This window comes from Mesorhizobium sp. M1406 (genome assembly GCF_040317555.1).
In the GTDB taxonomy this organism is placed as follows: Bacteria; Pseudomonadota; Alphaproteobacteria; order Rhizobiales; family Rhizobiaceae; genus Mesorhizobium.
The window spans coordinates 72,560-95,952 of the sequence record NZ_JAMYKW010000007.1; the positions used below are offsets into that span (position 1 = coordinate 72,560).

Here is a 23,393-nt window from a genome sequence, read left to right on the forward strand (position 1 = left end):
TTCCAGGAAAAGTGTAAAGCGGCCTTCCCTTGGGAATTGCGTCAAACAAAAAGACTTTATCCGGCAAGCTTTCCGCCGCGCATCGGCTGCGGCACACCGGTGGTGCTTGGAAAACTGATCGGCAGGCCGCGCAGCACGCGAACCGCGAGGAAGGCGAAGCACTCCGCCTCCACCGCGTCACCGCTCCAGCCCAGGCTTTCCGCCTGCACCACCTCGACGCCGGCTCGGCTGGCCAGCATCGCCATCATCGTCGGGTTGTGACGGCCGCCACCGCTGACCACGAGCTTTTTCGGCCGGTGCGGCAAAAGGTCGAGCGCCTTGCCGACGGCGGCGGCGGTGAAGGCGGTGAGCAGCGCCGCGCCATTCTCGGCGCCCAGGCCGTCGGCCATCGCGGCGCCGAAGTCGAAACGGTCCAGTGATTTGGGATAGGCTTTGCTCAGATAGGGGTGCTCCAACAGCCTGGCGAGCCTTGCCTCGTCCACCGTTCCCGCCTGGCCAAGCGTGCCGTCACGGTCCATTTCGCCCAGTCCCTTCGACTTGATGAAATCGTTGAGCGGCGCATTGGCGGGGCCGGTGTCGAAGGCAACGACATTGTCGGCTCCGTCCCACCAGGTGATATTGGCGACGCCGCCGAGATTGAGCACCGCCACCTCGCCATTGGCGCCGGCGCTGCGCATCAGCGCGGTGTGATAGGCCGCGGCCAAGGGCGCGCCTTGCCCGCCGGCGCGCATGTCGGCCGAGCGGAAGTCATAGGCGACCTTGGTGCCCAACAGGGCGTGCATCAGCTCGCCATCGCCGAGCTGCCGGGTCTGGCCGAGACGTCCAACCTGCGGCGCACGATGCAACACGGTCTGACCGTGAAAACCGACGACGCCGATATCGGCCATCGTCATGCCATAGCCTTCGACCAGCTCCTTGACCGCCGCCGACTGGGCACGCGTCAGGGCTTCCTCCGCCTGGCGAAAAATCGCCGGCTCCGGCCCGACAAAATTCCAGGCCCGTGCCTGCTTCAGCGTCTCTTCCAGCAGGGTGCGGATCGACGAGGGATAAGGCATCAGCCGATAGGTGCCGAAATCGTCGATCCGTTCGCCATCGGTCTTGATCAGCGCGACGTCGATGTTTCCGTCCAGCACGGTGCCGGTCATCAGGCCGACGGCCCAGATTGGTTCCATTATTGAGCTCCATTGACGAGATCGCCGACCGCCTGCCGAAGCGAAACGATGCCGCTATCGAAATGACGTGTCGGATGGATCCGGTTGGTGAGCAAGGTCCAGGCCTTGCCACTGTCGAAGTCGATCCACAGCCCGGTGCCCGTAAAGCCGGTGTGGCCGATGGTTCCCGGGCTGCACAAGGCCCCGCCGGACCAGCCCGCATAGGGGCGCTCCCAGCCATGGGTGCGGGTGGCGGACAAGGGCGTGCGCATCAGCGCGATCGAACGCTCGGACGCGCCGTTGCCATCCAATAGTCCTTGCGCGAAATCCAGCACCGAAGCGGCCGTTCCGAACAGGCCGGCGTGACCCGCGCCCTGCAGCGCCGAGCAATTGTCGTCGTGGACCTCGCCGGACAGCACGCGGTGGCGCCAGGTGCAGTCCTCGGTCGCCGCTGACGCATCGGCGTCGGCGGAGAACGCAAAGCCGGGGCCGGGATCCATTTCCCGGATCGTCTTTCCCGACAGCCGCTCCAGCGCAAAACCGAGCAGGATGAAGTTGATGTCGGAATAGACGGGGTCGCGGGCCCGCCACTCGCGCTGCAGGATGAAGGCGCGCAGCAGGTCGGGATCGCGCCCGTAAGTGTAGATCGGCTCGACAGCCGGAAAGGGCGTCTGGTGGCCGAGGCACTGGCGAAACGTCACGTTCCGCTCCCAGGCCTTTGCATCATACTGGCGAAGGTCGGGCAGGGCGGAAGTAAGCGGCGCATCGAGATCGATGACGCCCTGTTGCGCGAGCGTCAGGATGCGCGGTGTGGTGAAGATGACCTTGGTCAGCGATGCCAGGTCGAACCAGGTGTTGTCCTGCATGGGGCGGGGCTTCGGCACGAGTTGCGCCGAGCCGATCGATCGGATGATGCGTTCGCCATGTTTGTCGACAATGCCGAGCACGCCGCCGGGGATGCGCTTGGCGGAAACCGCTGCTGCGAGGGGCTGGAAGGCGCGATTGAAGAGCTCGGGGAGGTCGCTCAATGTCGGCCTCCGTCCGAGAGGCCGCGATCCGTCACACCCCCCTCTGTCCTGCCGGACATCTCCCCCGCAAGGGGGGAGATTGGCAGCGTTGATGTTCCGCCAACCTTCCAATGTTGGAGATTGGCGAAAGCCGTGGCGACATCCGATCTCCCCCCTTGCGGGGGAGATGCCCGGCAGGGCAGAGGGGGGTGCTGTCCCTCCGAGTTTAGAAGTGCCTGCGCACCACTCATCACACCTCCACCCTCGCCATATGATCCAGCCCAAACTGCTCCCACCTCGCCGGTGCCGGCTCATACCCCTGCGGGCGCACGAGCGAGGGAACCTGGCGCGTGTCGAGCTCGAAATGTTCGTGGCGCCGGTCGATGGTCGGAACGGCGGCGATCAGTTTCTTCGTATAGGAATGCTTCGGCTTCGACAGCACCGAGGTCGCGTCGCCGATCTCGACGATCTGGCCGGCATAGATGACGGCAATGCGATGGGCGATCCGCTCGACGACCGCCATGTCGTGCGAGATGAACAGGTAGGCCAGCCCAAACTCGCGCTGCAGGTCGACCAGAAGCTCCAGCACTTTCGCCTGTACCGAGACATCCAGGGCGGACACGGCTTCGTCGAGAACGACGACGGAAGGGTTGAGCATCAGCGCGCGGGCGATGCACAGCCTTTGCCGCTGGCCACCGGAGAATTCATGGGGATAGCGTTCGAGACTGTTTTTTGGCAGGCCGACGCGTTCCAGCAGGCTCGCCATCCTGGCCCGCGTTCCGGCATCCACCCGGCCGCCGGTCGCGATCACCGGTTCGGCCAGAATGCTCTCGATGCTGAGCCTCGGATTGAGCGAGGCGTAGGGATTCTGGAACACCATCTGCACGGGCAGGGCGCTTTGTTGCGCAGAAGCTTCTCTTGCGCCAACCGAGAAGCTGCCGCGCGTCGACCGCACCAGCCCCAGCACCGCACGTGCGGTGGTCGATTTGCCCGAGCCGCTTTCGCCGACGATGGCCAGCGTCTCGCCTGGCATCAGGTCGAAATCGACGCCGTCAACGGCATGCACCGCGCCCGTGGCGCGGCTGAAGAAATTGCTCCTGAGCGGAAACCGCACCACGAGGCCGTCGACCTTCAAGGCCGGCTCGTGGCTCGCGCCCTTGTCGCGCCGTCCGTCCGAACGCGTCGTGCTGCCATTGGTGAAATGCGGCACGTCCTGCAGCAGATGCTGCGTATACGGATGCCGCGCATTGTCGAGGATCTGGTTCAACTCGCCTTGCTCGACGGCCTGGCCGTTCTGCATCACCATCACCTTGTCGGCGATGCCGGCCACCAGGCCGATGTCGTGCGTGATGAAGATCATCGACATGCCGGTTTCGCGCTTCAGTTCGGCAAGCAGCGCCATGATCTGCGCCTGCACCGTCACGTCGAGTGCCGTCGTCGGCTCGTCGGCGATCAGCAGGCGCGGATTGCAGGCCAGCGCAATGGCGATCATCACCCGCTGCAGCATGCCGCCCGACAGCTGGTTGGGCGTGTATTTCAGCCGCCGCGCGGCATCGGGAATGCGCACGCGGTCGAGCGCATCCTTGGCCGCCGCCGTGGCTTGTCTTCCGGTCAGGCCGCGGTGCAGCCGAAAGGATTCCTCGATCTGCCAGCCGATGGTCAGCACCGGGTTGAGCGAGGTCATCGGTTCCTGGAAGATCATCCCGATCTCGGCGCCGCGAATGCCGGTCAGTTGCGGCTCGGTCGCGGTCATCAGGTCGAAAAGGCTGCCGTCGGCGCGTTTCAGTTTCATGGCGCCGCCAGTGATGCGGCCGCCGCCGAAATCGATGAGCCGATTGATCGAGAGCGCGGTGACGGACTTGCCCGAGCCGCTTTCGCCGACAATCGCCAGCGTCTCGCCATCGGCGAGATCGAAGCTGACGCCGCGCACCACCTCATTGGCTTGCGGATTGCGGCCAAAGCCGACGCGTAGGTCGCGAACGGAGAGCAGCGGGGTCATGCCGGCGCCCTCCGCATCCTAGGGTCGAGGATGTCGCGCAAGGCGTCGCCCAGTAGGTTGAAGCCGAGAATGCTGATCATGATCGTCAGCCCCGGGAAGATCATCAGCCAGGGCGCGGTCTCCATCAGATTGCGGCTGTCGCTCAGCATCAGGCCGAGCGAGGCCGCCGGCGGCTGCGTGCCAAGGCCAAGGAAGCTCAAGCCTGCTTCGGTCAGAAGCGACCACGCCAGCGCCAGGGTCACCTGCACGGTCAACGGCGCCACCAGATTGAGCAGCAGGTGGCGCGTCACGATGTAGCTCGAACTGCTGCCGAAGGTGCGTGCGGCATCGACGAATTCGCGCGCCTTGAGCGACAGAGCAGGGCCGCGCACCACGCGGGTGAAGATCGGCGTGTAGACGATGCCGATGGCAACGATGCTGGTCCAGGTGCCGGGTCCGGCGACGGTGACGATGAGCAGCGCCAGCAGGATGGCCGGGAAGGCGAGCAGCACGTCCATGATCCGCATGACAACACCGTCCCAGCGGCGTCCGAGCCAGGCGGCGGCCAGCCCGAGCACGGTGCCGGCAAGGGTGGCGAAGGCCACGGAGAAGAAGGCGACCGTGAAGGACTGGCCGACGCCTGCCATCAGCCGGCTGGCCACATCACGCCCGAACAAATCGGTGCCCATCCAATAGGCGCCGCTGGGCGAATGCAGCCGGTCGACGCGATACTGCGTGATGGGATTGTGCGGCGTCAGCCCCAGCATGCCGAGGATGGCGACCGTGAGATAGACGCCGACGATGACGCCGCCGATGCGACCGCTGCCATGGCCGAAGATGGCGCGCAGGATGCGCATCAGGACTCTCCCAGCCGGATGCGCGGGTCGAGCGCGACATAGGCGAGATCGACCAGGAGATTGACGATCATGAAGTTCAAGGCGATGAACAGCACGCTGCCCTGCACCAGCGCGTAGTCGCGCTGCTGGATCGCATCCAGCACCATGCGACCGAGGCCGGGCAGGGCGTAGATCTGCTCGACGATGACGGCGCCGCCCAGGAGGTAGCCGAACTCGATGCCGCTCAGCGTCACGACCGGGATGAGCGCGTTGGGCAGAGCGTGCCGCCAGATGACGCTGCGCGCCGAGGCGCCCTTGCTGCGCGCGGTCCGCACATAGTCGTCGCTCAACACGTCGAGCATGGCCGAACGCGATATACGGGTGACCGACGCGGCGAAGGCGAAGCCGAGCGTGATGGCGGGCAGGATCAATTGGCTGAGATTGCGCAAGGGATCCTGCCAGAGCGGCGCGAATTCGCCCATCGCCGGCAGCACGCCGAAGCCGGCCGACAGCGTGTAGATGATCAGCAGGCCCAGCACGAAGCTCGGCGTCGACTGGCCGATCATGGCCACGATGCGCACGCCCAGATCGGACAGTTTCTCATTGTGTGTGGCGGCATAGATCCCGGCCGGCAGCCCGGCCGCGAGCGCGATGACCATCGACAGAACGGCCAGTTCGAGCGTCAGTGGGAAGCGTTCGATGATGACGTCGAGCACCGGCCTGCCATAGGTGACCGAGATGCCGAGATTGCCATGCAGGATGCCGCCTATCCAGCGCCAGTACTGGACGAACCAGGGCTGGTCGATGCCGAAATAGGCGGCGAGCGAGTCGCGCTGTGCCGGCGTCAGCAGCCCGGCTTCGGTCCCCAGCATCGCCGTGATCGAATCGCCCGGCACCATCCGGATCGCCACGAAGACCAGGATGGACACGCCAAGCAGGACGAGAGGAAACGTCGCCAGTCGTCGCATCAGATAGTTCACGCGAAGAAGTCCTCTCGTCCAATGCCTGCGGCGGCTACTGCTGGATGGTAACCTTGCTCAGGCTGAACAGCGTACCCGTTGGCGTCGGCACGAACCCGGCGATGTTCTTCTGCTGGGCCGTATAGCTGTAGGACGTGTAGAGCCAGATCCACGGCGACATTTCCGCGAGGTGCTTCTCGAACGCGGCGAAGATCGCCTTGCGTTTTGCCGGATCGGTCTCGGCGCGGCCCTGCTGCATCTGGCTGTCGAGCGTGTCGTCGATGTAGTTCGCCACCTTCTGCAGATTGCCCGCCTTGGTCCAGTAACGGTTGTACATGGTGTAGGGATCGGCGCGGCCGCCGTTCAAGGCGATCGCCATGTCGAAGTCGCCCTTCAGCCAGGCGTCGACATAGACGTTGAGCTCCATCATCTTGATGTCCAGCTTGACGCCGATTTCAGCCAGTTGCGACTGGATGACCTGGGCTTCCGCCGCCGCCGTCGGCGGTTCGCCGGTCGCGCCGATCACCGTCGCCGAAAAGCCGTCGGCATAGCCGGCCTCTTGCATCAGCTTCTTGGCCTTTTCGACGTCGCGCTTGTAGCAGAACAACTGGCTTGGGTCGGTCGCCAGAGCAGGGATGGTCAGCGGTCCGGTCACCTTGCCTTCGCCGAGCGAAGCGGTATCCAGCACCTCCTGCCGGTCGATGGCGCAGGAGATGGCCTGGCGCACCTTGAGCTCGGTCATCGGCTTGCGCGACGGGTTGAGCTGCAGCACGTGGTAGGCGAGCACCGGCACCCGGTTCAGTTGCAGGCTGGGTTCCCTGGGCACCAGCGTGGCGACGAGCGGGTCGTTGAGCAGCGCGAAATCGATCTGCTTGGTGCGCATGGCGGCCAGGATCGCCGCTTCGTCCGGCAGCACGCTGATCTCGATGCCGTCGACGCCGGTCGCACCCCCGGCCCAATCCTTGTTGGCGCTCAAGACTTCCTTGGCATTGGGGTCCCATTTGTCGAGCTTGAAGGGTCCGGAGCCCAAAGCCTTGGTGCCGATCGAGCCGGCCTTGATTTCGCTTGCCGGGGCGATGGCCGCGTTGACGTCGCTCATTGCCGTCAGGATCGGCGCATCCGGCTGCGAAAGTTGGAACACGACGGTCGCCGCATCCGGCGTATCGATGCTGGCGATCGACAGGAAGTTGGCACGTGCCGCAGCCCCCGTCTTCTCGTCGAGGATACGCTCGAACGATGCCTTGACGTCGGCCGAGGTCACGGCGGCGCCGTCCTGGAATTTTGCCTTGGGGTCGAGCTTGAAGGTCAGCTCCTTGCCGTCCTTGGAGAACTCCCAGGAGGTGGCGATGGCGGGGATGATCCGCAGGCTGGCATCGACACGCACCAGCGGCTCATAGATCAGCTCCAAGAGCCGCAGCGACGAAAACGCCGTCTGCTTGTGCGGGTCAAGCCCGGTTGCGTCCTGCGACCAGGCCATATGCAGCGTTGCAGCACTCGCTTGCGTTGAGACCGCGGCCACGCCGAGCATCGCGGCCAGCGTAATGCCCGACAGCAGCTTTCTTGTGAGATGAACCATTCTCGTCTCCCATTTTGTTTGAACTCGATGCCTTGCGGTTTCCGCCGACTGCTTCCAAGACACTCATGCTTTGGACTATCGGCCCAGTCTATGCGGCTTCACGCTGTCTTGTCGCTGATTGCCTTTCGCAGGAAGCCTCCGGCCTTGCCGAGAGCCGCTCGCGCCTCCTCGACACCCATGCCGGTGATCGTCACCAGGATCGCCAGCTTCACATCGTTGCCGGTCTGGCCGAGCGCCTGCTTGGCCTGCTGCGCCCCACAGCCGGTCGTCTGCATGACGATCCTGATCGCCCTGGCGACAAGCTTCTTGTTCGACGGGTTAAGGTCGACCATCAGGTTCTGATAGCTCTTGCCGATGCGGATCATCGAAGCGGTGGTCAGCATGTTGAGCACCAGCTTCTGCGCGGTTCCCGACTTCAGCCGGGTAGAGCCCGTGAGCACTTCCGGGCCGACGACCGGCGAGATGGCGATGTGGGCGATGCCGGCAATCGTCGAGGCCGGATTGCAGGACAGGGCAACCGTCGTTGCGCCCACCTGCCGGGCATAGTTCAGCCCGCCGATGACATAGGGCGTGCGTCCGCTGACCGCGATGCCGACCACGACGTCGTCTGATGTGAGGTCAATGTCCTGCAATGCCCTGGCGCCCATCTTCGGATCGTCTTCGGCGCCTTCCGTCGACCGCACCAGAGCGTCGGGACCGCCGGCGATCAGACCGACGACCATGCCTTCGGGCACACCAAAGGTGGGCGGGCATTCCGAGGCGTCGAGAACGCCCAGCCGGCCGCTGGTGCCGGCGCCGATATAGATCAGACGCGCGCCTTTCTTGAAGGCAAGCACGATGCGGTCCACCGCGGCAGCGATTTCAGGCACGACCTTTTCGACAGCCGCCGGGACGGCCCTGTCCTCGTCGTTGATCTTGCGCAGCACGTCGACGGTCGGCAGCAGATCGATGTCCATCGTCCTCGAGTTCCGGCCCTCGGAAACCAGCCGGTCCAGCTCGGACATCAACCCTTGCTCGGTCATCCCAATGCTTTCAAAAACCATGCGGCACAGCCGGATGAGCATGGCTCGCTGATCGGCGCAAACGCACACGGACCCGTCGTCGCTACCCTGTTTTCTCTGTTAACTTTTTAGAATTGAATATTCATATCGTCAACAGAAATTGGGAATATTTTATTCCTTCGCTGACAAGACACTACCGTCCGTCGAGGAGTCTTTTGGCAAGGATGATCGCGCCCGACACCGCGTCGCCGTCGGCGGGCTTCAGGCGACGCCGGACATCGGGGGAGAGCCAGGGCTCGAGCGGGCTGGCGAGGCCGCCGAGCAAGGCCACACGCGGCGCGCCTTTCTCGAACAGCACCCGCACCAGCGTATCGATCTGCTCGGCCGCACTTTGCACGATGCGCCGTCCGACCGGATCGCCCTGGTCGGCGTGGCGCATCACCATCGGCGCCAGCGCGGCATAGTCCGTGGGACTGGCGCGGTCCATCCAGGCGACGGCTTCCATCGGATCGTCCTCGAAACGCTGCATTACCTCGGCCAGAAGTGCCGTCCGCTCATGCCGGCCGTCATGGGCGCGCAACGCCAGCTGCACGGCTTTCAGGCCGAGATCGGCACCGCTGCCTTCGTCGGAGATCGGAAAGCCGTAGCCGCCGACACGCAGGTCGCGGCCCTCCACAAAGCCAAGGCCGATCGAGCCCGTTCCGGCAATGACGATGGCGCCGTCCTGGCCCGAATGCGCGCCGAGGCAGGCGCCGACTCCGTCGCTGACGAAATCGATGCTGGCGAAGGGATGCGAGATTGCCCTGAGGGCTTCCAGCGCGCCCTTGCGGCCGATGCCGGCAAGGCCGATGCCGGCGTGGGTCCGGGCGATCTCCGCAGCCCCGAAACCCGCCTCTTCGACCGCCGTGCCAAACGCCTTCGCGACCGACGCCCAGGCGACGTCTATGCCGAGCCGCGTCGTTGCCGGGCCCGACAGTCCATGTCCCAGCACGGTTCCATCCGAGTCCTCGATGCGGGCGCGGCAACCGGTACCGCCGCCGTCGACGCCGAGGAAATAATCCGCGCCGCTGCTCATGTGCTCAGCCGCTCGATGTCGGCGCCGCACAGGCGCAGCTTGCGGTCCAGCTGTTCATAACCACGATCGAGGTGATAGACCCGGTTGATGGTGGTTTCGCCTTCGCAAACAAGCGCCGCCAGCACCAGCGACACCGATGCGCGCAGATCGGTGGCCATCACCTGCGCGCCATGCAGTTTCTCGCCGCCGCGCACCAGCGCCGTGGTGCTTTGCAGCTTGATGTTGGCGCCAAGCCGCATCAGTTCGGGAACATGCATGAAGCGGTTCTCGAAGATGGTTTCACGCAGCAGCGAAGCACCGTCGGCGCAGCACATCAGCGCCATGAACTGCGCCTGGAGGTCGGTCGGAAACCCCGGATAGGGTTCCGTGGTGAGATCGACAGCCTTGAGCGGCCTATCGCGCGAGACGATAAGCCCGCGGTCGCCAGGCCAGACGCTGACGCCGGTGGCCTCGAGCAATTGCACCACCGAGGCCATATGCTCGAGCCGGGCATGGGTCAGTTCGAGCTGGCCGCCGGTGATCGCAGCGGCGATGGCATAGGTGCCGGCCTCGATCCGGTCCGGGATGATGTCGTGCCTGGCCGCATGCCAAATCGTGTCGCCGGCAATCAGGATGCGGTGCGTACCGGCGCCTTCGATGCTGGCGCCCATCGCGTTGAGGCAAGCGGCGAGATCAGCCACTTCGGGTTCGCGCGCCGCGTTGAGGATCTCGGTTTCTCCCTTGGCCGTGGTCGCGGCCATCATGGCGGTTTCCGTCGCGCCGACCGACGGTGAGCTCAGGACAATGCGCGTGCCGGTCAGCCCGTTCGGCGCTGATGCGACGATCGAGCCGTTCTCGATGGCAATCCCAGCGCCCAGTGCGGCGAGTGCCGCGACATGCATGTCGACCGGCCGCGCGCCGATCGCGCAGCCGCCCGGCAGCGAAACCCGGGCATGGCCGAACCGGCCCAGCAGCGGCGCCAGGACGAGCACCGTCGCCCGCATCTTCCTGACCGTATCGTAGGACGTCTCCTTGGAAACGGCGGCACTGGTGTCGATCGTCGCGGCATGCGCCGATCGTGTCACTTCGGCGCCATGAAGCCGCACCACGCCGAGCATGTTTTCGACATCGGTCACATCAGGCAGATTGGTCAGTTCGAGCGGGTAGGGGCTGAGCAGCGCCGCCGCTATCTGCGGCAAGGCGGCGTTCTTGGCGCCGGATATGGTGACCGCGCCTTCCAATCTTTGTCCGCCGACGATCCGCAATCTGTCCATGGGCTGAAACCTTGTGCGACGAAAGCCGGCCATACTCGGGCGGCTTTCTCCGGAGATACTGCTCCGAATCCCGGATGTTGGCTCGGCCCAGTTCGAGAATTAATTCTACGTTCTTGGCTGTCAATCGGAATTGGAATATTTTATTCCTTGAGCCGGCACCTGAAAGCGCGAGGAAATCCCGTGTCCGTCCTGAACAGGATCAATGTGAAGCTCGACGGCATGGCGCCCGGCGATCGTGAGATCGGCCGGTACATCGTCGACAATCCCGACCAGATGCTGCGCCTGTCGACGGCCGCCCTCGCGGCCGAGATCGGACGCAGCCAGTCGAGCGTCGTCAAGTTCAGCCAGAAGCTCGGCTATGCCAGCTATCAGGAGCTCAAGCTCGCCGTCAGCGAGGCCAAGGCGCGGGAGTGGCAGGTGCCGGCCGGCATGATCCACGGCTCGATCGAGGTCGGCGACAACCATCAGGTCATTTTGAAGAAGCTGATCGGCAGCAAGCTCCTGTCGATGCAGCGGACGATCGTCGCCAACAGCGAGCGCATCATCTCCAGGACGTTGGAATTGCTGGATGGCGCGCGCCGCATCCATCTGGTCGGCGTCGGCGCTTCCTCGCTGGTGGCGCGCGATTTCTCCTACAAGCTGATGAAGCTCGGCCGCAATGTCATGCATGACAGCGACAGCCACATCCAGATGGCCAATGTCTCGACGCTCGGGCCTGATGACGTGCTGTTCGCACTCTCCTATTCCGGCGCCAGCATCGAAACCTTGCGCATCGCCGAGCTTGCCCGCAAGCGCGGCACGATGGTGATCGCCGTCACCGGCCTGCACGACAATCCGCTGAGCCGGGTCGCCGACATCCGCCTCTACACCATCGCCGACGAGGAGCGTGCGCGCTCCTCCTCCATCACCGCGCGCGACGCACAGCTGACGCTGACGGACCTGTTGTTCATCCTGCTGGTACAGAAGCAGCCGGATGCCAATGAGTACGTTCACAACAGCGAAGTGGCGGTTTCGGTGCTGAAGGCGGAACGGCCTTCGTAACGCCATAGACGATACCGGACCGCGCAACGCCGGTCCTGCGGCCGTCTGGCGCAACAGCTGCAGCAATGCCATCTCTTGCCTGTCACCCGCAAAGGCGCGACCCTGCCTGATCAGGCGAAACGCATCCGCCGAAATCCGCAGGGAGAGAAAAATCATGACATCCGATGTGGCCGTCATTGCAGGCCCCGGCGCTGGTCTGAGCGCTTCGCTTGCGCGCCTTCTCACCCGGGAAGGCTTTCGCGTGGTTCTGGCCGCCCGCAACGTGGAGAAGCTGAGCGCTCTGGTCGACGAGACCGGTGCGCTGGCCGTCGAGACGGATGTCGCCGACGCCGCGTCCGTCGCCAAGCTGTTCGACGCCGCCGACAAGGCCGGCCCGCTGGCGCTCGTGGTTTTCAATGCCAGCGCGCGCACGCGCGGCCCGATCGCCGAACTCGATACCGAAGCGGTCAAACAGGCATTGCTGGTCGGCGCCTATGGCGGCTTCCTGGTCGGCCAGCAGGCGGCGCGCCGGCTGTTGGTCCGGGGTTCCGGATCGATCCTGTTCACCGGCGCCACAGCCAGTGTGAAGGGATTTTCCGGCTCGGCCGGCTTTGCCATGCCGAAATTCGGCCTGCGCGGCCTGGCGCAGTCCATGGCCCGCGAACTCGCCCCGAAGAACATCCACGTCGCCCACTTCATCATCGACGGGGTGATCGAGCCGCCCGGTCAGGCAGCCGATCCCGACCGGCCGGACCGCCGCCTGTCGCCGGACGCCATCGCCGAGGCCTATCTCGCGACCCATCGCCAGCATCGCAGCGCCTGGAGCTCGGAGCTCGAGCTGCGGCCCTGGGTCGAGACGTTTTGACGATTCAGCGGATCGCCCAGGGGCGACCGCGTCGTGCAAGCACTTGCTTTTCAGCGACTCGGAGGGTGGCCGGACCGAATGCCGGCGCTTTCGGTCAGTCGGACCTAAACGCTTTCGAGATAGGTCTCGATCTCGAAATCGCTGACATTCAGCGCGAACGTATTCAGCTCCTGGCGTTTGCAGGCAACGAAGGAGTCGCGCAGGATCGCCGGAAAGATCTCCGCCACATGCGCCCCGCTTTCAAAGGCGGCGATCGCCGACGCCCAGTCCGGCGGCAGCTTTGCCGGGGGAAGTCCCTGACCGTCACTGCGGATCGGATCGCCTGGCGATATTTGTCTTTCAATGCCTGTCAGTGCGGCGCCCAGTATGGCGGCAAGCACCAGGTAGGGATTGGCGTCCGCTCCCGAAACGCGATGCTCGATACGGCGCGCACCGGTCGGTCCGCCGGGAATGCGGATCGCCACCATGCGGTTCTCATAACCCCAGGCGACGGCGGTCGGCGCATAGGATCGTGGGCGTAGCCTGCGGTATGAATTGAAGTGTGGTGCGAACACCAGCGTGCTCTCGGCCATCGCCGCAAGCAGGCCGCCGACCGCATGGCGCATGATCTCCGAGCCCTGGTCGGTGCCGTCGTCGAAGACGTTGCGCCCTTCGGCGTCGACCAGGCTGAAATGGACGTGAAAGCCGTTGCCGGCCCGGTCGCCATACGGCTTGGCCATGAAGCAGGCGGCAAAGCCGTGCTTGCGGGCAATGCCCTTCACCGTGCGCTTGAACAGCACCGCATCGTCGGCAGCCCGCAAGGCGTCCGCGACATGGTTCAGATTGATCTCGAACTGACCGACACCGTTCTCGGCGATGGCCGTGTCGACGGGAATGCCTTGCGTCCGGCAAGCCTCGTAGACGTCATGGATGAAGGATTCGAAGTCGTCGATCTCGTCGATCGACAGCGCCGCGTCGGAATCGAGACGGCGCCCGGTCACCGGCGAGACAGGTCCGACCGGCCGCTGCGATTGCGGATCGACGAGGTAGAATTCGAGTTCCGTTGCCGCGACCGGGGTCAGGCCCAAAGCCTTGTAGCGATCGAGGATTCGGGCCAGCGCCCGTCGCGGGTCGCCGAGATAGGGCGCGCCGGTTTCGTCGGCAAGCCAGAGCGGGATGAGCGCCGTCGGATGCGCCGTCCAAGCGACCGGCAGAATGCCGCGCCCCGTCCATTGGCACAGTCCATCGGCATCGCCGGTCGAGAACACCAGGGTGTTGCCTTCGATATCCTCGCCCCAGATGTCGAGCCCGATCAGCGAATAAGGCATGCGCAGCTTGCCTTCCAGCGCCTTCCTTGCCTGCTCGACCGGAATGCGTTTGCCACGCATGATGCCGTTGAGGTCGCACACCGCCGCCCTCAGACTCTGGATGTCGGTCCTGCTTTCAAGCCAGTTCAAAACGTCCGCAATTGCATCGCTCAATTTATAACCTCTGGTTTTTGAAGGTGCCGCAGCCTCATCGGCTGCACTGTCCCTGGTAAAGATAGCTTGTGAGTTTTGGAAAACAGACCTGGCTGCCGCCAAGGGCTTTTTCCTTATTTTTTCAATTCACTAGCTGGGATGTCGGGAGGCATTTCAAAACCAATTGCGCGATCTGCGATCGCAACATAGAGGTAAGAGGGCGGAAAGCCAAGGGGCGACTTCAGGTTCTGATTTCCGGAAATCTGGCCTGCTGCAGGATGTGCGCGGCGCCTTCATCGATGTCACGCACGATGGCCGCACGCGCTCGCTCGCCATCCTGGGCCTCGATCGCCGCGACGACTTCCTCGTGATGGTCGATGTCGAGAATGGAGGCGAGGTCATCCTCGAAGCCCATGGCAAGGTTCCTGAGAAACGGGCCGACCTGCATCCAGACGGTCTCGATCAGGAAGATCATCTGCTCGTTGCCGCAATGGCGATAGATCGAGAATTTGAAGTCGTGGTTCTTGCGCAGGTAATCGTCGATATCGCCCTTGCGCGCCGCCAGGGTCAGGTCGGTGCAGTGGCGTCGGATCGTCCGCAGATTGTTGCCGTTGATGCGTTTTGTCGCAAGCTCGGTCGCCGAGCCTTCGAGGATCGTGCGCACGGCGGTCAGCTGTGAAAACCGTTCGGCCGAAATGACCGGCACTTCGACGCTGCCGTTCGGCATGGGGCTGAGCGCCCGCAGTGCCTGAAGCCGCATGAAGGCGCTGCGCACCGGCATGTCGCTGGTGCCGAGTTCCTTGGCGAGCTTGCGTGAAGTCAGCTTCTGGCCCGGCGTGAACTGGCCCGACATCAGCGCCCGCACGAGTTCCAGATAGACTTTCTCATGTAAGGGAACGGTGTCGACGGCGGTCAACCCGAATTGTGTTTTGTCGGCCATTGGCGGGGGGCGCTGCTTCACTCGTTCTGAAATCTACCCTGACGACAACAGCCGCGGATAATCCTGCCTGGCCGATCGCGGCGAGAACGCCAAGTCAGCGATTTATCGACGCATGATAGACGCTTCGATCGTTGCGGCAAGCCGGCTCGTCACCCTGCCGGCCATTGCAGCCAGCAAACTTTTCCAGACACGGTCGCGGTTCTTCCGGCGCTATCGCAACCGCATCGGGATTCGGTCTGGTGTATCGCGCCGGCTCTCGAACACCTCCACAATTCCACTGTGCAAAACCGTCATCACAAATCTTGACCTTGCGCGCACTTGCACCTCTGGCCGCTCTCTGGCTTTTTGGGGTACCCATGCGAACGGACTGATTCGCGTCATGCCGCTCGATTGCAATGTTCCCAAGGCAGTCCGAGGGTGGGTCGTGAAGCGCGCGCAATTGGCGAAGGAGAAACAGGCATGGCCGAGTTCAAGAAGCCCGAAATCTCCGAGATGAGACCCAAGATCACCGTCATCGGCATTGGCGGCGGCGGCGGCAATGCCGTCAACAATATGATCGCGGAGCAGCTTCAGGGCACGGAATTCATCGCCGCCAACACCGACGCCCAGGCATTGACCATGTCGAAGGCAACGCGGCTGATCCAGCTTGGCTCTCATGTCACCGAGGGATTGGGCGCCGGATCGCTTCCCGAGATCGGCCGGGCCGCGGCCGAGGAATCGCTCGACGAGATCATGGATCATCTGGCCGGCACGCATATGTGCTTCGTAACCGCCGGAATGGGCGGCGGCACCGGAACCGGTGCTGCTCCCATCATCGCCCAGGCGGCGCGCAAGGCCGGCATCCTGACGGTGGGTGTCGTCACCAAGCCGTTCACCTTCGAAGGCCGGCGCCGCATGCAGATGGCCGAAGAGGGCATCGAGCGGCTGCGCGAGAGCGCCGACACGGTGATCGTCATCCCGAACCAGAACCTGTTCAGGATCGCCGATGCCAAGACCACCTTCGCCGATGCGTTCGTCATCGCCGACCGGGTGCTCTATGCCGGCGTCAGCTGCATCACGGATCTCATCGTCAAGGAAGGCCTGATCAATCTCGACTTCGCCGATGTCAAATCGGTGATGCGCGACATGGGCCGCGCCATGATGGGCACCGGCGAGGCCTCCGGTGAGGGCCGGGCGATGAAGGCGGCGGAAGCCGCGATCGCCAACCCCCTGCTCGACGAAGTGTCGATGAAGGGCGCCAAGGGTGTCCTGGTCTCGATATCGGGCGGCAGGGACATGACCCTGTTCGAGGTCGACGAGGCCGCTACTCGTATCCGCGAAGAGGTCTACGAGGACGCCGACATCATCGTCGGCGCGATCTTCGACAAGAGCATGGAAGGCCGCTTCAGGGTCTCGGTGGTGGCGACAGGCCTCGACCGTGCTTCTGGAGCAGAGGATGGCGATGCCGGCACCCCCCGGGACCATGCCGGCCAGCCGCCGGCGCGAACGCTTCAGTAGGATCCGCCGCTCGGAGTGCGGAGCGATAGTAGCACCGCACGGAGGCCTGGGCTGGCCGCATGGTGGCCGCTGCCAAGCTTTATCTCGATTGCAACTTGACCGAAACTGCACCGCAGGGTGGAAGGCAGGCTAGCCTCGGATCAATCCAAGGGCCAGAAATTTAAAACGTTTGCAATTTTGCGAAAGACAATTACAAACGTTTCAAACTTGTTCGAGGGAGGAGCGATGACGACCCGCGTCATCACGCTCAAGGAGCTTGCCGCAGGCCTCGACCTGTCGATCACGACGGTGTCGCGGGCGCTTGCCGGCCATGAACAGATCGCGCTGAAGACGCGCGAGCGTGTCGCGCAAGCGGCGCGTCAGGCTGGCTACGTGCCCAACACCGCGGCGCGCACGCTTGTCTCCGGCCGCAGTGGTTTCGTCGGCCTCGTACTACCGATCCGCGGGCCGAACCTTGTCGATTCTTTCCTTGGCGAATTCGTCACCGGGCTCGGCGAAGGGCTGGTGTCGCACGGCGCCGACCTGATCCTGGCCACCGCGGCCTTCGGCCATTCGGAACTGTCGGTGCTGCGCCATGTCGTCGAATCCGGGCGGGCCGATGGCGTTGTCGTCACGCGTATCGCCGAGGTTGACGAGCGGCTCGCCTATCTGCGCGAGCGTGGCTTTCCATTCGTTGCCCACGGCCGGCTTCTCGACAGCGAGTTCGGCTACAACTGGCTCGATACCGACGGCGCGCACGCCTTCGGCGAGGCTTTCGACATGCTCTACGATCTCGGCCACCGCCATTTCGGCCTGGTGACGATTTCCGAGCTGATGACCTTCCGGCATCTGCGGCAAGACGGCCTTGCCGCAGCCATTGCCCGTCGGGGCGATCCGTCGGTGCGGCTCGACGTGGTGACGGCGCCGCGCTTCGACCATGAGGCCCGCATCCAGGCCGTCAACCGCATGCTGCAGCGGCCTGACAGGCCGACCGCCATCGTCGCTCTGTTCGACGAACTGGCTCTGACCGTGATGGAGGAGGCCGCCCGCGCGGGCCTCGGCGTGCCGCGCGACCTCTCCGTCATCGGTTTCGACAACATTGCCGCTTCGGGCTACGCGCCACCGGGCCTGACCACGTTCGATGCCTCGATCCGCCAATGCGCGCGCGAGATCGCCGACATGCTGCTCACCGTGATCGCCGAGAAGCCCGCCGAGCCGCTGACGCGGCTGATCCGGCCGACGCTGGTTGCGCGCGCAAGCCATGGACCCGCACCGCGGACAACAAGCTGACGCCGAAATGATGGCGCCTATCCAGGGAGGAAGACCGTGATGAAAGCATTGAAGACACTGATCGGCGCCGCGCTGGCGTTAACGATCGCCTCGGGCGGCGCGCAGGCCCAGCAGGTTTTGTTCTGGTCGACGCAGGCGCGTCCGGTCGAGGAAACCCAGAAGATGCGCGACGAGGTGCTGAAAGGTTTTGACGGCCCGGTCGACTATCAGGTCGCCGAGGACGGTCCCTGGCTCACCCGCCTTCAGGCTGAACTGCAGGCCGGCACCGGCACCATCGGCCTGCTGGGTGGGCTGCACGGCGATTTCTCGACGGTCGGAGCGAACCTTGCCGATCTGTCCGGCGTCGATATCGGCGGCGTCAAGGTCAACGAGGCCTACAAGAAGCTCGGCATGCTCGGCAACGGCGAGCAGAAATACCTGCCTTGGATGCAGGCCACCTATTTGATGGCGGCCAACAAGCAGGCCTTGCAATATCTGCCGGCAGGCGTCGATCTCAACACCATCACCTACGATCAGCTTATCGAATGGTCGAAGAACATCGCCGAGAAGACCGGCTCGCCGAAATTCGGCTTTCCCGCCGGTCCCAAGGGGCTCAAGCACCGCTTCTTCGAGGGGTTCCTCTATCCGTCCTACACCGGCTCGATGGTGACCAAGTTCCGTTCACCGGAAGCCGAGGTCGCCTGGAACAAGTTCAGGGAACTCTGGCAGTACACCAACCCGAATTCGACCAACTACGCCTTCATGCAGGAGCCGTTGCTTTCAGGTGAGGTCTGGGTGGCGTTCGACCATGTCGCGCGCCTTGCCGACGCCTTCAACAAGAAGCCGGACGAATTCGTTGCCTTCCCGGCGCCGGCCGGCCCCGCCGGTCGCGGCTTCATGCCTGTCGTGGCTGGCGTCGCCATTCCGAAGACCTCGCCCGACATCGACAAGGCCAAGGCGCTGGTCGCCTATATGCTGAAGCCGGAAACCCAGATCGCGACGCTCAAGGCAACCAATTTCTTCCCGGTCGTCGACGTCAAACTGCCAGACGACATGCCGGCCTCGGTGAAGGCCTTCGGCCCGGCGATCGCCACCATGACCGGTGCGCCCGATGCACTGCCGGCGTTGCTGCCGATGGGGCTCGGCGACCTCGGCGGCAAATTCAACCAGGTCTATACCGACAGTTTCGAGCGCATCGTGCTCGGCGGCGAGGACGTGCATGGCGTGCTCGGCGAAGAAGCAACAGTGCTCAAGGCTCTCATCGACCAGGCCAAGGCGCCATGCTGGGCGCCCGACAAGCCATCCACTGGCGCTTGCCCCGTCGACTAAAATCCTCCCGAGGGGGCGCCCGGAGTTTGTTGCACTTCGGGCGCCCAGACCCGCACGCACATGGCCACCGCACGCAAAGGACATCACCATGCACGGCAAGGCTCTGCCCTATCTGCTGCTGATGCCGGCGACGTTGTTCCTCTGCATCTTCTTCCTCTACCCGTTCGCGCTGGTCGCCTTCGAGGCGATCACCCGCGACGGCGCCTTCACCCTCGACAATTTCCGCACCATGGCCGGCAGCTGGAAATTCCCGGTCACGGTCCGCAACACGCTGCTGCTGGCAGCCATCGTCGTACCGATCCAACTCGGCATGGCGCTGATGATGGCGAGCGTGGTGTCGCGGCTGGAGACCGGGCGCAGTGCCGCGCTCTATGTCTTCGCCATCCCGCTCGGCATTTCCGATCTCGCCGCCGGGCTGATCTGGCTCGCTATCTTCGACCAGTCCGGCTTCCTCAACACGCTGCTCTCCAGCCTCGGCGTCGTCGACAAGCCAATCATGTTCCTCGGCTACCAGAGCAAGCTGACCATCTTCATCGCCGTGGCGCTGGCCGAGATCTGGCGGGCCACCGCGATCATGATGGTCATCCTCGTCGCAGGCATGGGCCTGATCCCCAAGGAATATTATGAGGCGGCGGAGGTGTTTGGCGCCAGCCCATGGCAGCGCTTTGTGCGCATCACGCTGCCATTGCTGCGCCCCAGCCTGCAGACGGCGATCATTCTGCGCGTCATCCTCGCCTTCGAGGTCTTCGCCGTGGTCGCAGCCCTTGGCGGCACCAATCTGCCAGTGCTGATGGGCGAGACCTACAACTGGCAATTCACGCTGCAGGATCGCAATGTCGCCGCCGCCTCGGCGCTGCTCATCCTCGCCATCTCGATCGGCTTCACGCTGTTTTTCCTGCGTGTGCTGCGGGTGCCCAAGGAGGCCCGGATATGAGCGCGGTCACGCAAGCACCGGTTGCCGCGACCACCGATGCGCGCAAGGCCGGCGACTGGCTGCTGATCGCCACCGCCATCCTGCTTTGCGTCTGGGTGCTGCTGCCGATCTATCTCTTGATCGTCAACGCGCTGTCGTCACCGGATGAGGTCACCGCCTTTCCCAAGCGCTTCTTGCCGTCCTTTGATCTCGGCAGCCTGTCTTTCTTCATCGAATTCGCCGGCGTCGCCAGGGCACTGTGGAACTCGGTCCTCGTCGCCACCCTGACGATGATCCTGTCCATCGGCTTCGGCGCTCCGGCCGGCTACGCGCTGTCGCGCTTCGACTTTCCGGGCAAGGAGGCCTTCCGCTTCCTGGTGCTGATGACGCGCGCCTTTCCACTGCCGCTGCTGGCATTGCCGCTGGCGGTGATGTTTATCCGCACGGGCCTCGACGACACCGCCATCGGGCTGGCGCTGGTCCATACCACGCTGGCGCTGCCGTTCGCCGTCCTGATCACTTTCTCGCTGTTCTCGGGCATTCCGGTCGAGCTAGAGGAGGCCGCCTGGACGCTCGGCTGCACACGATGGCAGGCCTTTCGCAAGGTCATTCTGCCGTTGGCGCTGCCGGGCATCGCCGCCTCGGCGGTGTTTGCCTTCACCATCTCTTGGAACGAGGTATTCGCAGCCGCTGTGCTCACCATCGAGAACCGCACGCTGACTGCCTTCCTGCTGCAAAGCCTCGGCGAATCGCCGCTCTATCTCAAATTCGCCGGTGGCGCCGCACTGGTCGTGCCAGCGCTGATCTTCATCTTCGCCGTTCGAAAATACCTGTTCGCCATGTGGGGGATCGCCAACCGATGACGCGTGACATGGAGACCGCTCATGGCTGAAATAGCGATCAAGGGCGTGGCAAAACGCTTCGGCGGTTTCACCGCCCTGCATCAGGTCGACCTCACCATATCAGACCAGGAATTCATGGTGCTGCTTGGCGCCTCTGGCTGCGGCAAGACCACGCTGCTGCGCATCGTCGCCGGGCTGGAGACACCGAGCCAGGGCGAGGTCTGGATTGGTGGCCGCCGCGTCGATCATCTGCCGCCGCGCGACCGCGGCATCGCCATGGTGTTCCAGAACTACGCCGTCTTTCCGCACCTGACCGTGTTCGAGAACATCGCCTTCGGTCTGCGCATGAAGAAATTGCCGCAGGCCGATGTCGAGCGTCGTGTCACCCGCACCGCCGAACTCATGCATATCGAGCAATTGCTGAAACGCTATTCGGGCCAGCTGTCCGGCGGCCAGCGCCAGCGCGTTGCCGTCGCCCGTGCGCTCGCCATGGAGCCCGACGTCATCCTGATGGACGAGCCGCTGTCGAACCTAGACGCGCTGCTGCGGCTGGAGATGCGTGCCGAGCTCAAGGGCGTGCTTGCCGCCTCGAAGACCACCACCATCTATGTCACCCACGACCAGGTCGAGGCGATGAGTCTCGCCGACCGCATCGCCGTCATGCATCAGGGCCGCATCGTCCAGGCCGCATCGCCGGTCGAGGTCTACCGCAATCCGGCCGCGCGCTTCGTCGGCTCCTTCATCGGCAATCCGCCGATGAATTTTATCCCGGCGACCAAGGCCGCGAATGGAGACTGGACCGTAGCCGGGCTGACGCTGCCCGGCCCCAAATCGGACAAGCAGAGAATAGAGTTCGCCATCCGCCCCGAGGACGTCGATGCCGGCGGCGAGGGTCTGCACGCCACCGTGCGCGTCATCGAGCCGCTCGGCCCGCACACGCTGGTCACCTGCGATGTCGAGGGCGGCCTGTTCCGCGCCATCCTGGACTCGAATGCCGGCGTCCAGGTCGGCGATCACCTGCGGCTCGCGCCCAAACCCGACCGCATCCGCTGGTTCGATCCCGAAACCACCAATGCCCTTTGATACCGAAAGCCCTGAACTGCCATGACCGCTTCCGCCACTAGTGACATCATTGCCCGTGCCATCGAGGTGCTGAAGGAGAACGACCAGGGCAACTACACCATCCCGACAAAGGGTCTTTATCCGTTCCAGTGGAACTGGGATTCCTGCCTCACCGCGCTCGGCCTAGCCCACTACGACGAAACGCGCGCCTGGACCGAGATCGAGACATTGTTCGCGCATCAGTGGCCGGACGGCATGGTGCCGCACATCGTCTTCCATGTCTGGAGTGACGGCTATTTTCCCGGGCCGGAGGTCTGGCAGACCGGCCGCCCGACGGCCACTTCAGGCATAACCCAGCCGGCTGTTGCAGGCTTTGCCATACGCCGCCTGTTCGACCGGGCAAAGGACAAGAAATTGGCTGCGGAGCGGGCCCGCGCGCTGCTGCCGAAAATCGACGCCTGGCACCGCTGGTTCTACGAAAACCGCGACCCGAGAGGCGAGGGGCTGGTCGCTATCATCCATCCCTGGGAGTCCGGCCGCGACAATTCCATCGACTGGGACGATGCCTTCGAGCGCGTGCCGACCGAAGGTGTCGAGCCCTACACGCGCCGCGACATCCTGCATGCCGACCCTGCGCACCGTCCGACACAAGGGCAGTACGACCGCTACATCTGGCTGCTGCAGCTTTTTCGCGGGCTTGGCTGGGACAATGCCAGGCTGCATGACGCCTCGCCATTCCAGGTCGTCGATCCCGGCTTCAACGCCATTTTGATCCGCGCCTCGACCGATCTTGCCGATCTTGCGGAGGCGCTGGGCGAAACCGGGATTGCTCGCGCCAATCGTGCCCGTGCTGAAAAGGGCCTGGCGGCGATGGAGCGGCTGTGGAGCGATGCGCGAGGCCAGTATCTCTGCCTCGACCGCGTCACCGGCAGACTGGTCGACAGCGCCTCCGTCGGCGGCATCCTGCCGGCCTTCGCGGCCATTCCCGGGCCTCGCACTGCTGCGCTGGCCGCAACCGTCGAACGCCTAGCCGCCAAGGCGCGTTACGTCGTGCCGTCGCATGATCCCGACGATCCACGTTTCGACGCCAAACGCTACTGGCGCGGCCCTGTCTGGCTGGTCGTCAATTACATGATCGCGGACGGCCTTGCCGTCGCTGGTCACGATGACGCGGCACGGCGCATTACGCAATCCAGCCTGGATCTGATCCGGGAAAGCGGCTTTGCCGAATATTACGATCCACTCACCGGCGAGCCCCTCGGCGGCGGCCGCTTCACCTGGACGGCGGCGATGGTGATCGAGTTTTTGAGGGGGGCACCTCTCTTGCCTTCTCCCCTTGTGGGAGAAGGTGGATCGGCGCGATAGCGCCGAGACGGATGAGGGGTCTTCCAGCGGAGTGAGG

General features: G+C 64.2%; 20 protein-coding genes. 9 read left to right on the plus strand and 11 right to left on the minus strand.

All coding sequences use genetic code 11. From position 1 onward, the window contains the following. Window positions 1-56: 56 nt before the first annotated feature. The 9 genes from NKH03_RS09180 to murA all read right to left on the minus strand — a co-directional run bounded on the left by NKH03_RS09180 (window position 57) and on the right by murA (window position 10,836). Window positions 57-1,172 (minus strand): anhydro-N-acetylmuramic acid kinase, encoded by a 1,116-nt coding sequence (locus NKH03_RS09180; RefSeq protein ID WP_352968138.1) that lies wholly within the window; start codon window positions 1,170-1,172, stop codon window positions 57-59. Further along, entirely contained in the window at window positions 1,172-2,179 is a 1,008-nt protein-coding gene (locus NKH03_RS09185; protein ID WP_352968139.1) for a serine hydrolase domain-containing protein, read from the minus strand. The genes NKH03_RS09180 and NKH03_RS09185 overlap by 1 nt, the downstream gene beginning before the upstream one ends. Window positions 2,180-2,408: 229 nt before the next feature. Next, complete coding sequence (locus tag NKH03_RS09190; protein ID WP_352968140.1) at window positions 2,409-4,157, minus strand: ABC transporter ATP-binding protein; 1,749 nt, start codon at window positions 4,155-4,157, stop codon at window positions 2,409-2,411. Beyond that, window positions 4,154-4,993: an ABC transporter permease gene (locus NKH03_RS09195; protein ID WP_352968141.1), complete on the minus strand. Its 840-nt coding sequence runs from the start codon at window positions 4,991-4,993 to the stop codon at window positions 4,154-4,156. The genes NKH03_RS09190 and NKH03_RS09195 overlap by 4 nt, the downstream gene beginning before the upstream one ends. Next, the gene (locus tag NKH03_RS09200; RefSeq protein WP_352968142.1) at window positions 4,993-5,952 is read right to left on the minus strand and encodes an ABC transporter permease; all 960 of its coding nucleotides are present in this window, start codon (window positions 5,950-5,952) and stop codon (window positions 4,993-4,995) included. The genes NKH03_RS09195 and NKH03_RS09200 overlap by 1 nt, the downstream gene beginning before the upstream one ends. Before the next feature lie 34 nt (window positions 5,953-5,986). Beyond that, complete coding sequence (locus tag NKH03_RS09205; RefSeq protein ID WP_352968143.1) at window positions 5,987-7,507, minus strand: ABC transporter substrate-binding protein; 1,521 nt, start codon at window positions 7,505-7,507, stop codon at window positions 5,987-5,989. Between the two features lie 98 nt (window positions 7,508-7,605). Then, window positions 7,606-8,529, minus strand: a complete 924-nt coding sequence (murQ, locus tag NKH03_RS09210) for an N-acetylmuramic acid 6-phosphate etherase (RefSeq protein WP_352968144.1) — start codon at window positions 8,527-8,529, stop codon at window positions 7,606-7,608. Between the two features lie 172 nt (window positions 8,530-8,701). Further along, a complete protein-coding gene (locus NKH03_RS09215; RefSeq protein ID WP_352968145.1) occupies window positions 8,702-9,583 on the minus strand; it encodes a glucosamine kinase nucleotide-binding domain-containing protein in 882 nt (293 codons plus the stop codon). Then, window positions 9,580-10,836 carry a UDP-N-acetylglucosamine 1-carboxyvinyltransferase gene (gene murA, locus NKH03_RS09220; RefSeq protein WP_352968146.1) on the minus strand — a complete coding sequence of 419 codons (1,257 nt, stop codon included), beginning with the start codon at window positions 10,834-10,836 and terminating at the stop codon, window positions 9,580-9,582. The genes NKH03_RS09215 and murA overlap by 4 nt, the downstream gene beginning before the upstream one ends. Window positions 10,837-11,016: 180 nt before the next feature. Here murA and NKH03_RS09225 point away from each other — a divergent pair, with 180 nt between their 5' ends. Then, window positions 11,017-11,877: a MurR/RpiR family transcriptional regulator gene (locus NKH03_RS09225; protein ID WP_352968147.1), complete on the plus strand. Its 861-nt coding sequence runs from the start codon at window positions 11,017-11,019 to the stop codon at window positions 11,875-11,877. A gap of 154 nt (window positions 11,878-12,031) precedes the next feature. Further along, a complete protein-coding gene (locus tag NKH03_RS09230; RefSeq protein WP_352968148.1) occupies window positions 12,032-12,721 on the plus strand; it encodes an SDR family NAD(P)-dependent oxidoreductase in 690 nt (229 codons plus the stop codon). 104 nt (window positions 12,722-12,825) lie between these two features. On the opposite strand, the gene NKH03_RS09235 is transcribed toward NKH03_RS09230, so the two are convergent. Both NKH03_RS09235 and NKH03_RS09240 read right to left on the minus strand, forming a co-directional pair. Continuing rightward, window positions 12,826-14,181: a glutamine synthetase family protein gene (locus tag NKH03_RS09235; RefSeq protein ID WP_352968149.1), complete on the minus strand. Its 1,356-nt coding sequence runs from the start codon at window positions 14,179-14,181 to the stop codon at window positions 12,826-12,828. Window positions 14,182-14,401: 220 nt separating this feature from the next. Beyond that, the gene (locus tag NKH03_RS09240; protein ID WP_352968150.1) at window positions 14,402-15,100 is read right to left on the minus strand and encodes a GntR family transcriptional regulator; all 699 of its coding nucleotides are present in this window, start codon (window positions 15,098-15,100) and stop codon (window positions 14,402-14,404) included. A gap of 459 nt (window positions 15,101-15,559) precedes the next feature. Between NKH03_RS09240 and ftsZ the strand changes: the two genes are divergently transcribed. The 7 genes from ftsZ (at window position 15,560) to NKH03_RS09275 (ending at window position 23,356) form a co-directional block, all read left to right on the plus strand. Next, entirely contained in the window at window positions 15,560-16,597 is a 1,038-nt protein-coding gene (gene ftsZ, locus NKH03_RS09245) for a cell division protein FtsZ (RefSeq protein WP_352968151.1), read from the plus strand. Window positions 16,598-16,822: 225 nt separating this feature from the next. Then, window positions 16,823-17,866 carry a substrate-binding domain-containing protein gene (locus tag NKH03_RS09250; protein ID WP_352875547.1) on the plus strand — a complete coding sequence of 348 codons (1,044 nt, stop codon included), beginning with the start codon at window positions 16,823-16,825 and terminating at the stop codon, window positions 17,864-17,866. A 39-nt stretch (window positions 17,867-17,905) separates the two neighbouring features. Then, the gene (locus tag NKH03_RS09255) at window positions 17,906-19,174 is read left to right on the plus strand and encodes an ABC transporter substrate-binding protein (RefSeq protein WP_352968152.1); all 1,269 of its coding nucleotides are present in this window, start codon (window positions 17,906-17,908) and stop codon (window positions 19,172-19,174) included. A gap of 82 nt (window positions 19,175-19,256) precedes the next feature. Next, complete coding sequence (locus tag NKH03_RS09260) at window positions 19,257-20,108, plus strand: carbohydrate ABC transporter permease (RefSeq protein ID WP_502913497.1); 852 nt, start codon at window positions 19,257-19,259, stop codon at window positions 20,106-20,108. Then, window positions 20,105-20,950, plus strand: coding sequence for a carbohydrate ABC transporter permease (locus tag NKH03_RS09265; protein WP_352968154.1), 846 nt, complete (start codon window positions 20,105-20,107; stop codon window positions 20,948-20,950). The genes NKH03_RS09260 and NKH03_RS09265 overlap by 4 nt, the downstream gene beginning before the upstream one ends. A 21-nt stretch (window positions 20,951-20,971) precedes the next feature. Further along, window positions 20,972-22,012 (plus strand): ABC transporter ATP-binding protein, encoded by a 1,041-nt coding sequence (locus NKH03_RS09270; RefSeq protein WP_352867195.1) that lies wholly within the window; start codon window positions 20,972-20,974, stop codon window positions 22,010-22,012. Between the two features lie 21 nt (window positions 22,013-22,033). Continuing rightward, window positions 22,034-23,356: an amylo-alpha-1,6-glucosidase gene (locus NKH03_RS09275; RefSeq protein WP_352968155.1), complete on the plus strand. Its 1,323-nt coding sequence runs from the start codon at window positions 22,034-22,036 to the stop codon at window positions 23,354-23,356. Window positions 23,357-23,393: the final 37 nt, after the last annotated feature.

Coding starts and splice junctions, on each gene's coding strand:
- NKH03_RS09215 (WP_352968145.1), bottom strand. CDS start 9,583: ATGAGCAGCGGCGCGGATTATTTCCTCGGCGTCGACGGCGGCGGTACC.
- murQ (WP_352968144.1), bottom strand. CDS start 8,529: ATGACCGAGCAAGGGTTGATGTCCGAGCTGGACCGGCTGGTTTCCGAG.
- murA (WP_352968146.1), bottom strand. CDS start 10,836: ATGGACAGATTGCGGATCGTCGGCGGACAAAGATTGGAAGGCGCGGTC.
- NKH03_RS09195 (WP_352968141.1), bottom strand. CDS start 4,993: ATGCGCATCCTGCGCGCCATCTTCGGCCATGGCAGCGGTCGCATCGGC.
- NKH03_RS09205 (WP_352968143.1), bottom strand. CDS start 7,507: ATGGTTCATCTCACAAGAAAGCTGCTGTCGGGCATTACGCTGGCCGCG.
- NKH03_RS09180 (WP_352968138.1), bottom strand. CDS start 1,172: ATGGAACCAATCTGGGCCGTCGGCCTGATGACCGGCACCGTGCTGGAC.
- NKH03_RS09255 (WP_352968152.1), top strand. CDS start 17,906: ATGAAAGCATTGAAGACACTGATCGGCGCCGCGCTGGCGTTAACGATC.
- NKH03_RS09230 (WP_352968148.1), top strand. CDS start 12,032: ATGACATCCGATGTGGCCGTCATTGCAGGCCCCGGCGCTGGTCTGAGC.
- NKH03_RS09240 (WP_352968150.1), bottom strand. CDS start 15,100: ATGGCCGACAAAACACAATTCGGGTTGACCGCCGTCGACACCGTTCCC.
- NKH03_RS09190 (WP_352968140.1), bottom strand. CDS start 4,157: ATGACCCCGCTGCTCTCCGTTCGCGACCTACGCGTCGGCTTTGGCCGC.
- NKH03_RS09275 (WP_352968155.1), top strand. CDS start 22,034: ATGACCGCTTCCGCCACTAGTGACATCATTGCCCGTGCCATCGAGGTG.
- NKH03_RS09270 (WP_352867195.1), top strand. CDS start 20,972: ATGGCTGAAATAGCGATCAAGGGCGTGGCAAAACGCTTCGGCGGTTTC.
- NKH03_RS09265 (WP_352968154.1), top strand. CDS start 20,105: ATGAGCGCGGTCACGCAAGCACCGGTTGCCGCGACCACCGATGCGCGC.
- ftsZ (WP_352968151.1), top strand. CDS start 15,560: ATGGCCGAGTTCAAGAAGCCCGAAATCTCCGAGATGAGACCCAAGATC.
- NKH03_RS09250 (WP_352875547.1), top strand. CDS start 16,823: ATGACGACCCGCGTCATCACGCTCAAGGAGCTTGCCGCAGGCCTCGAC.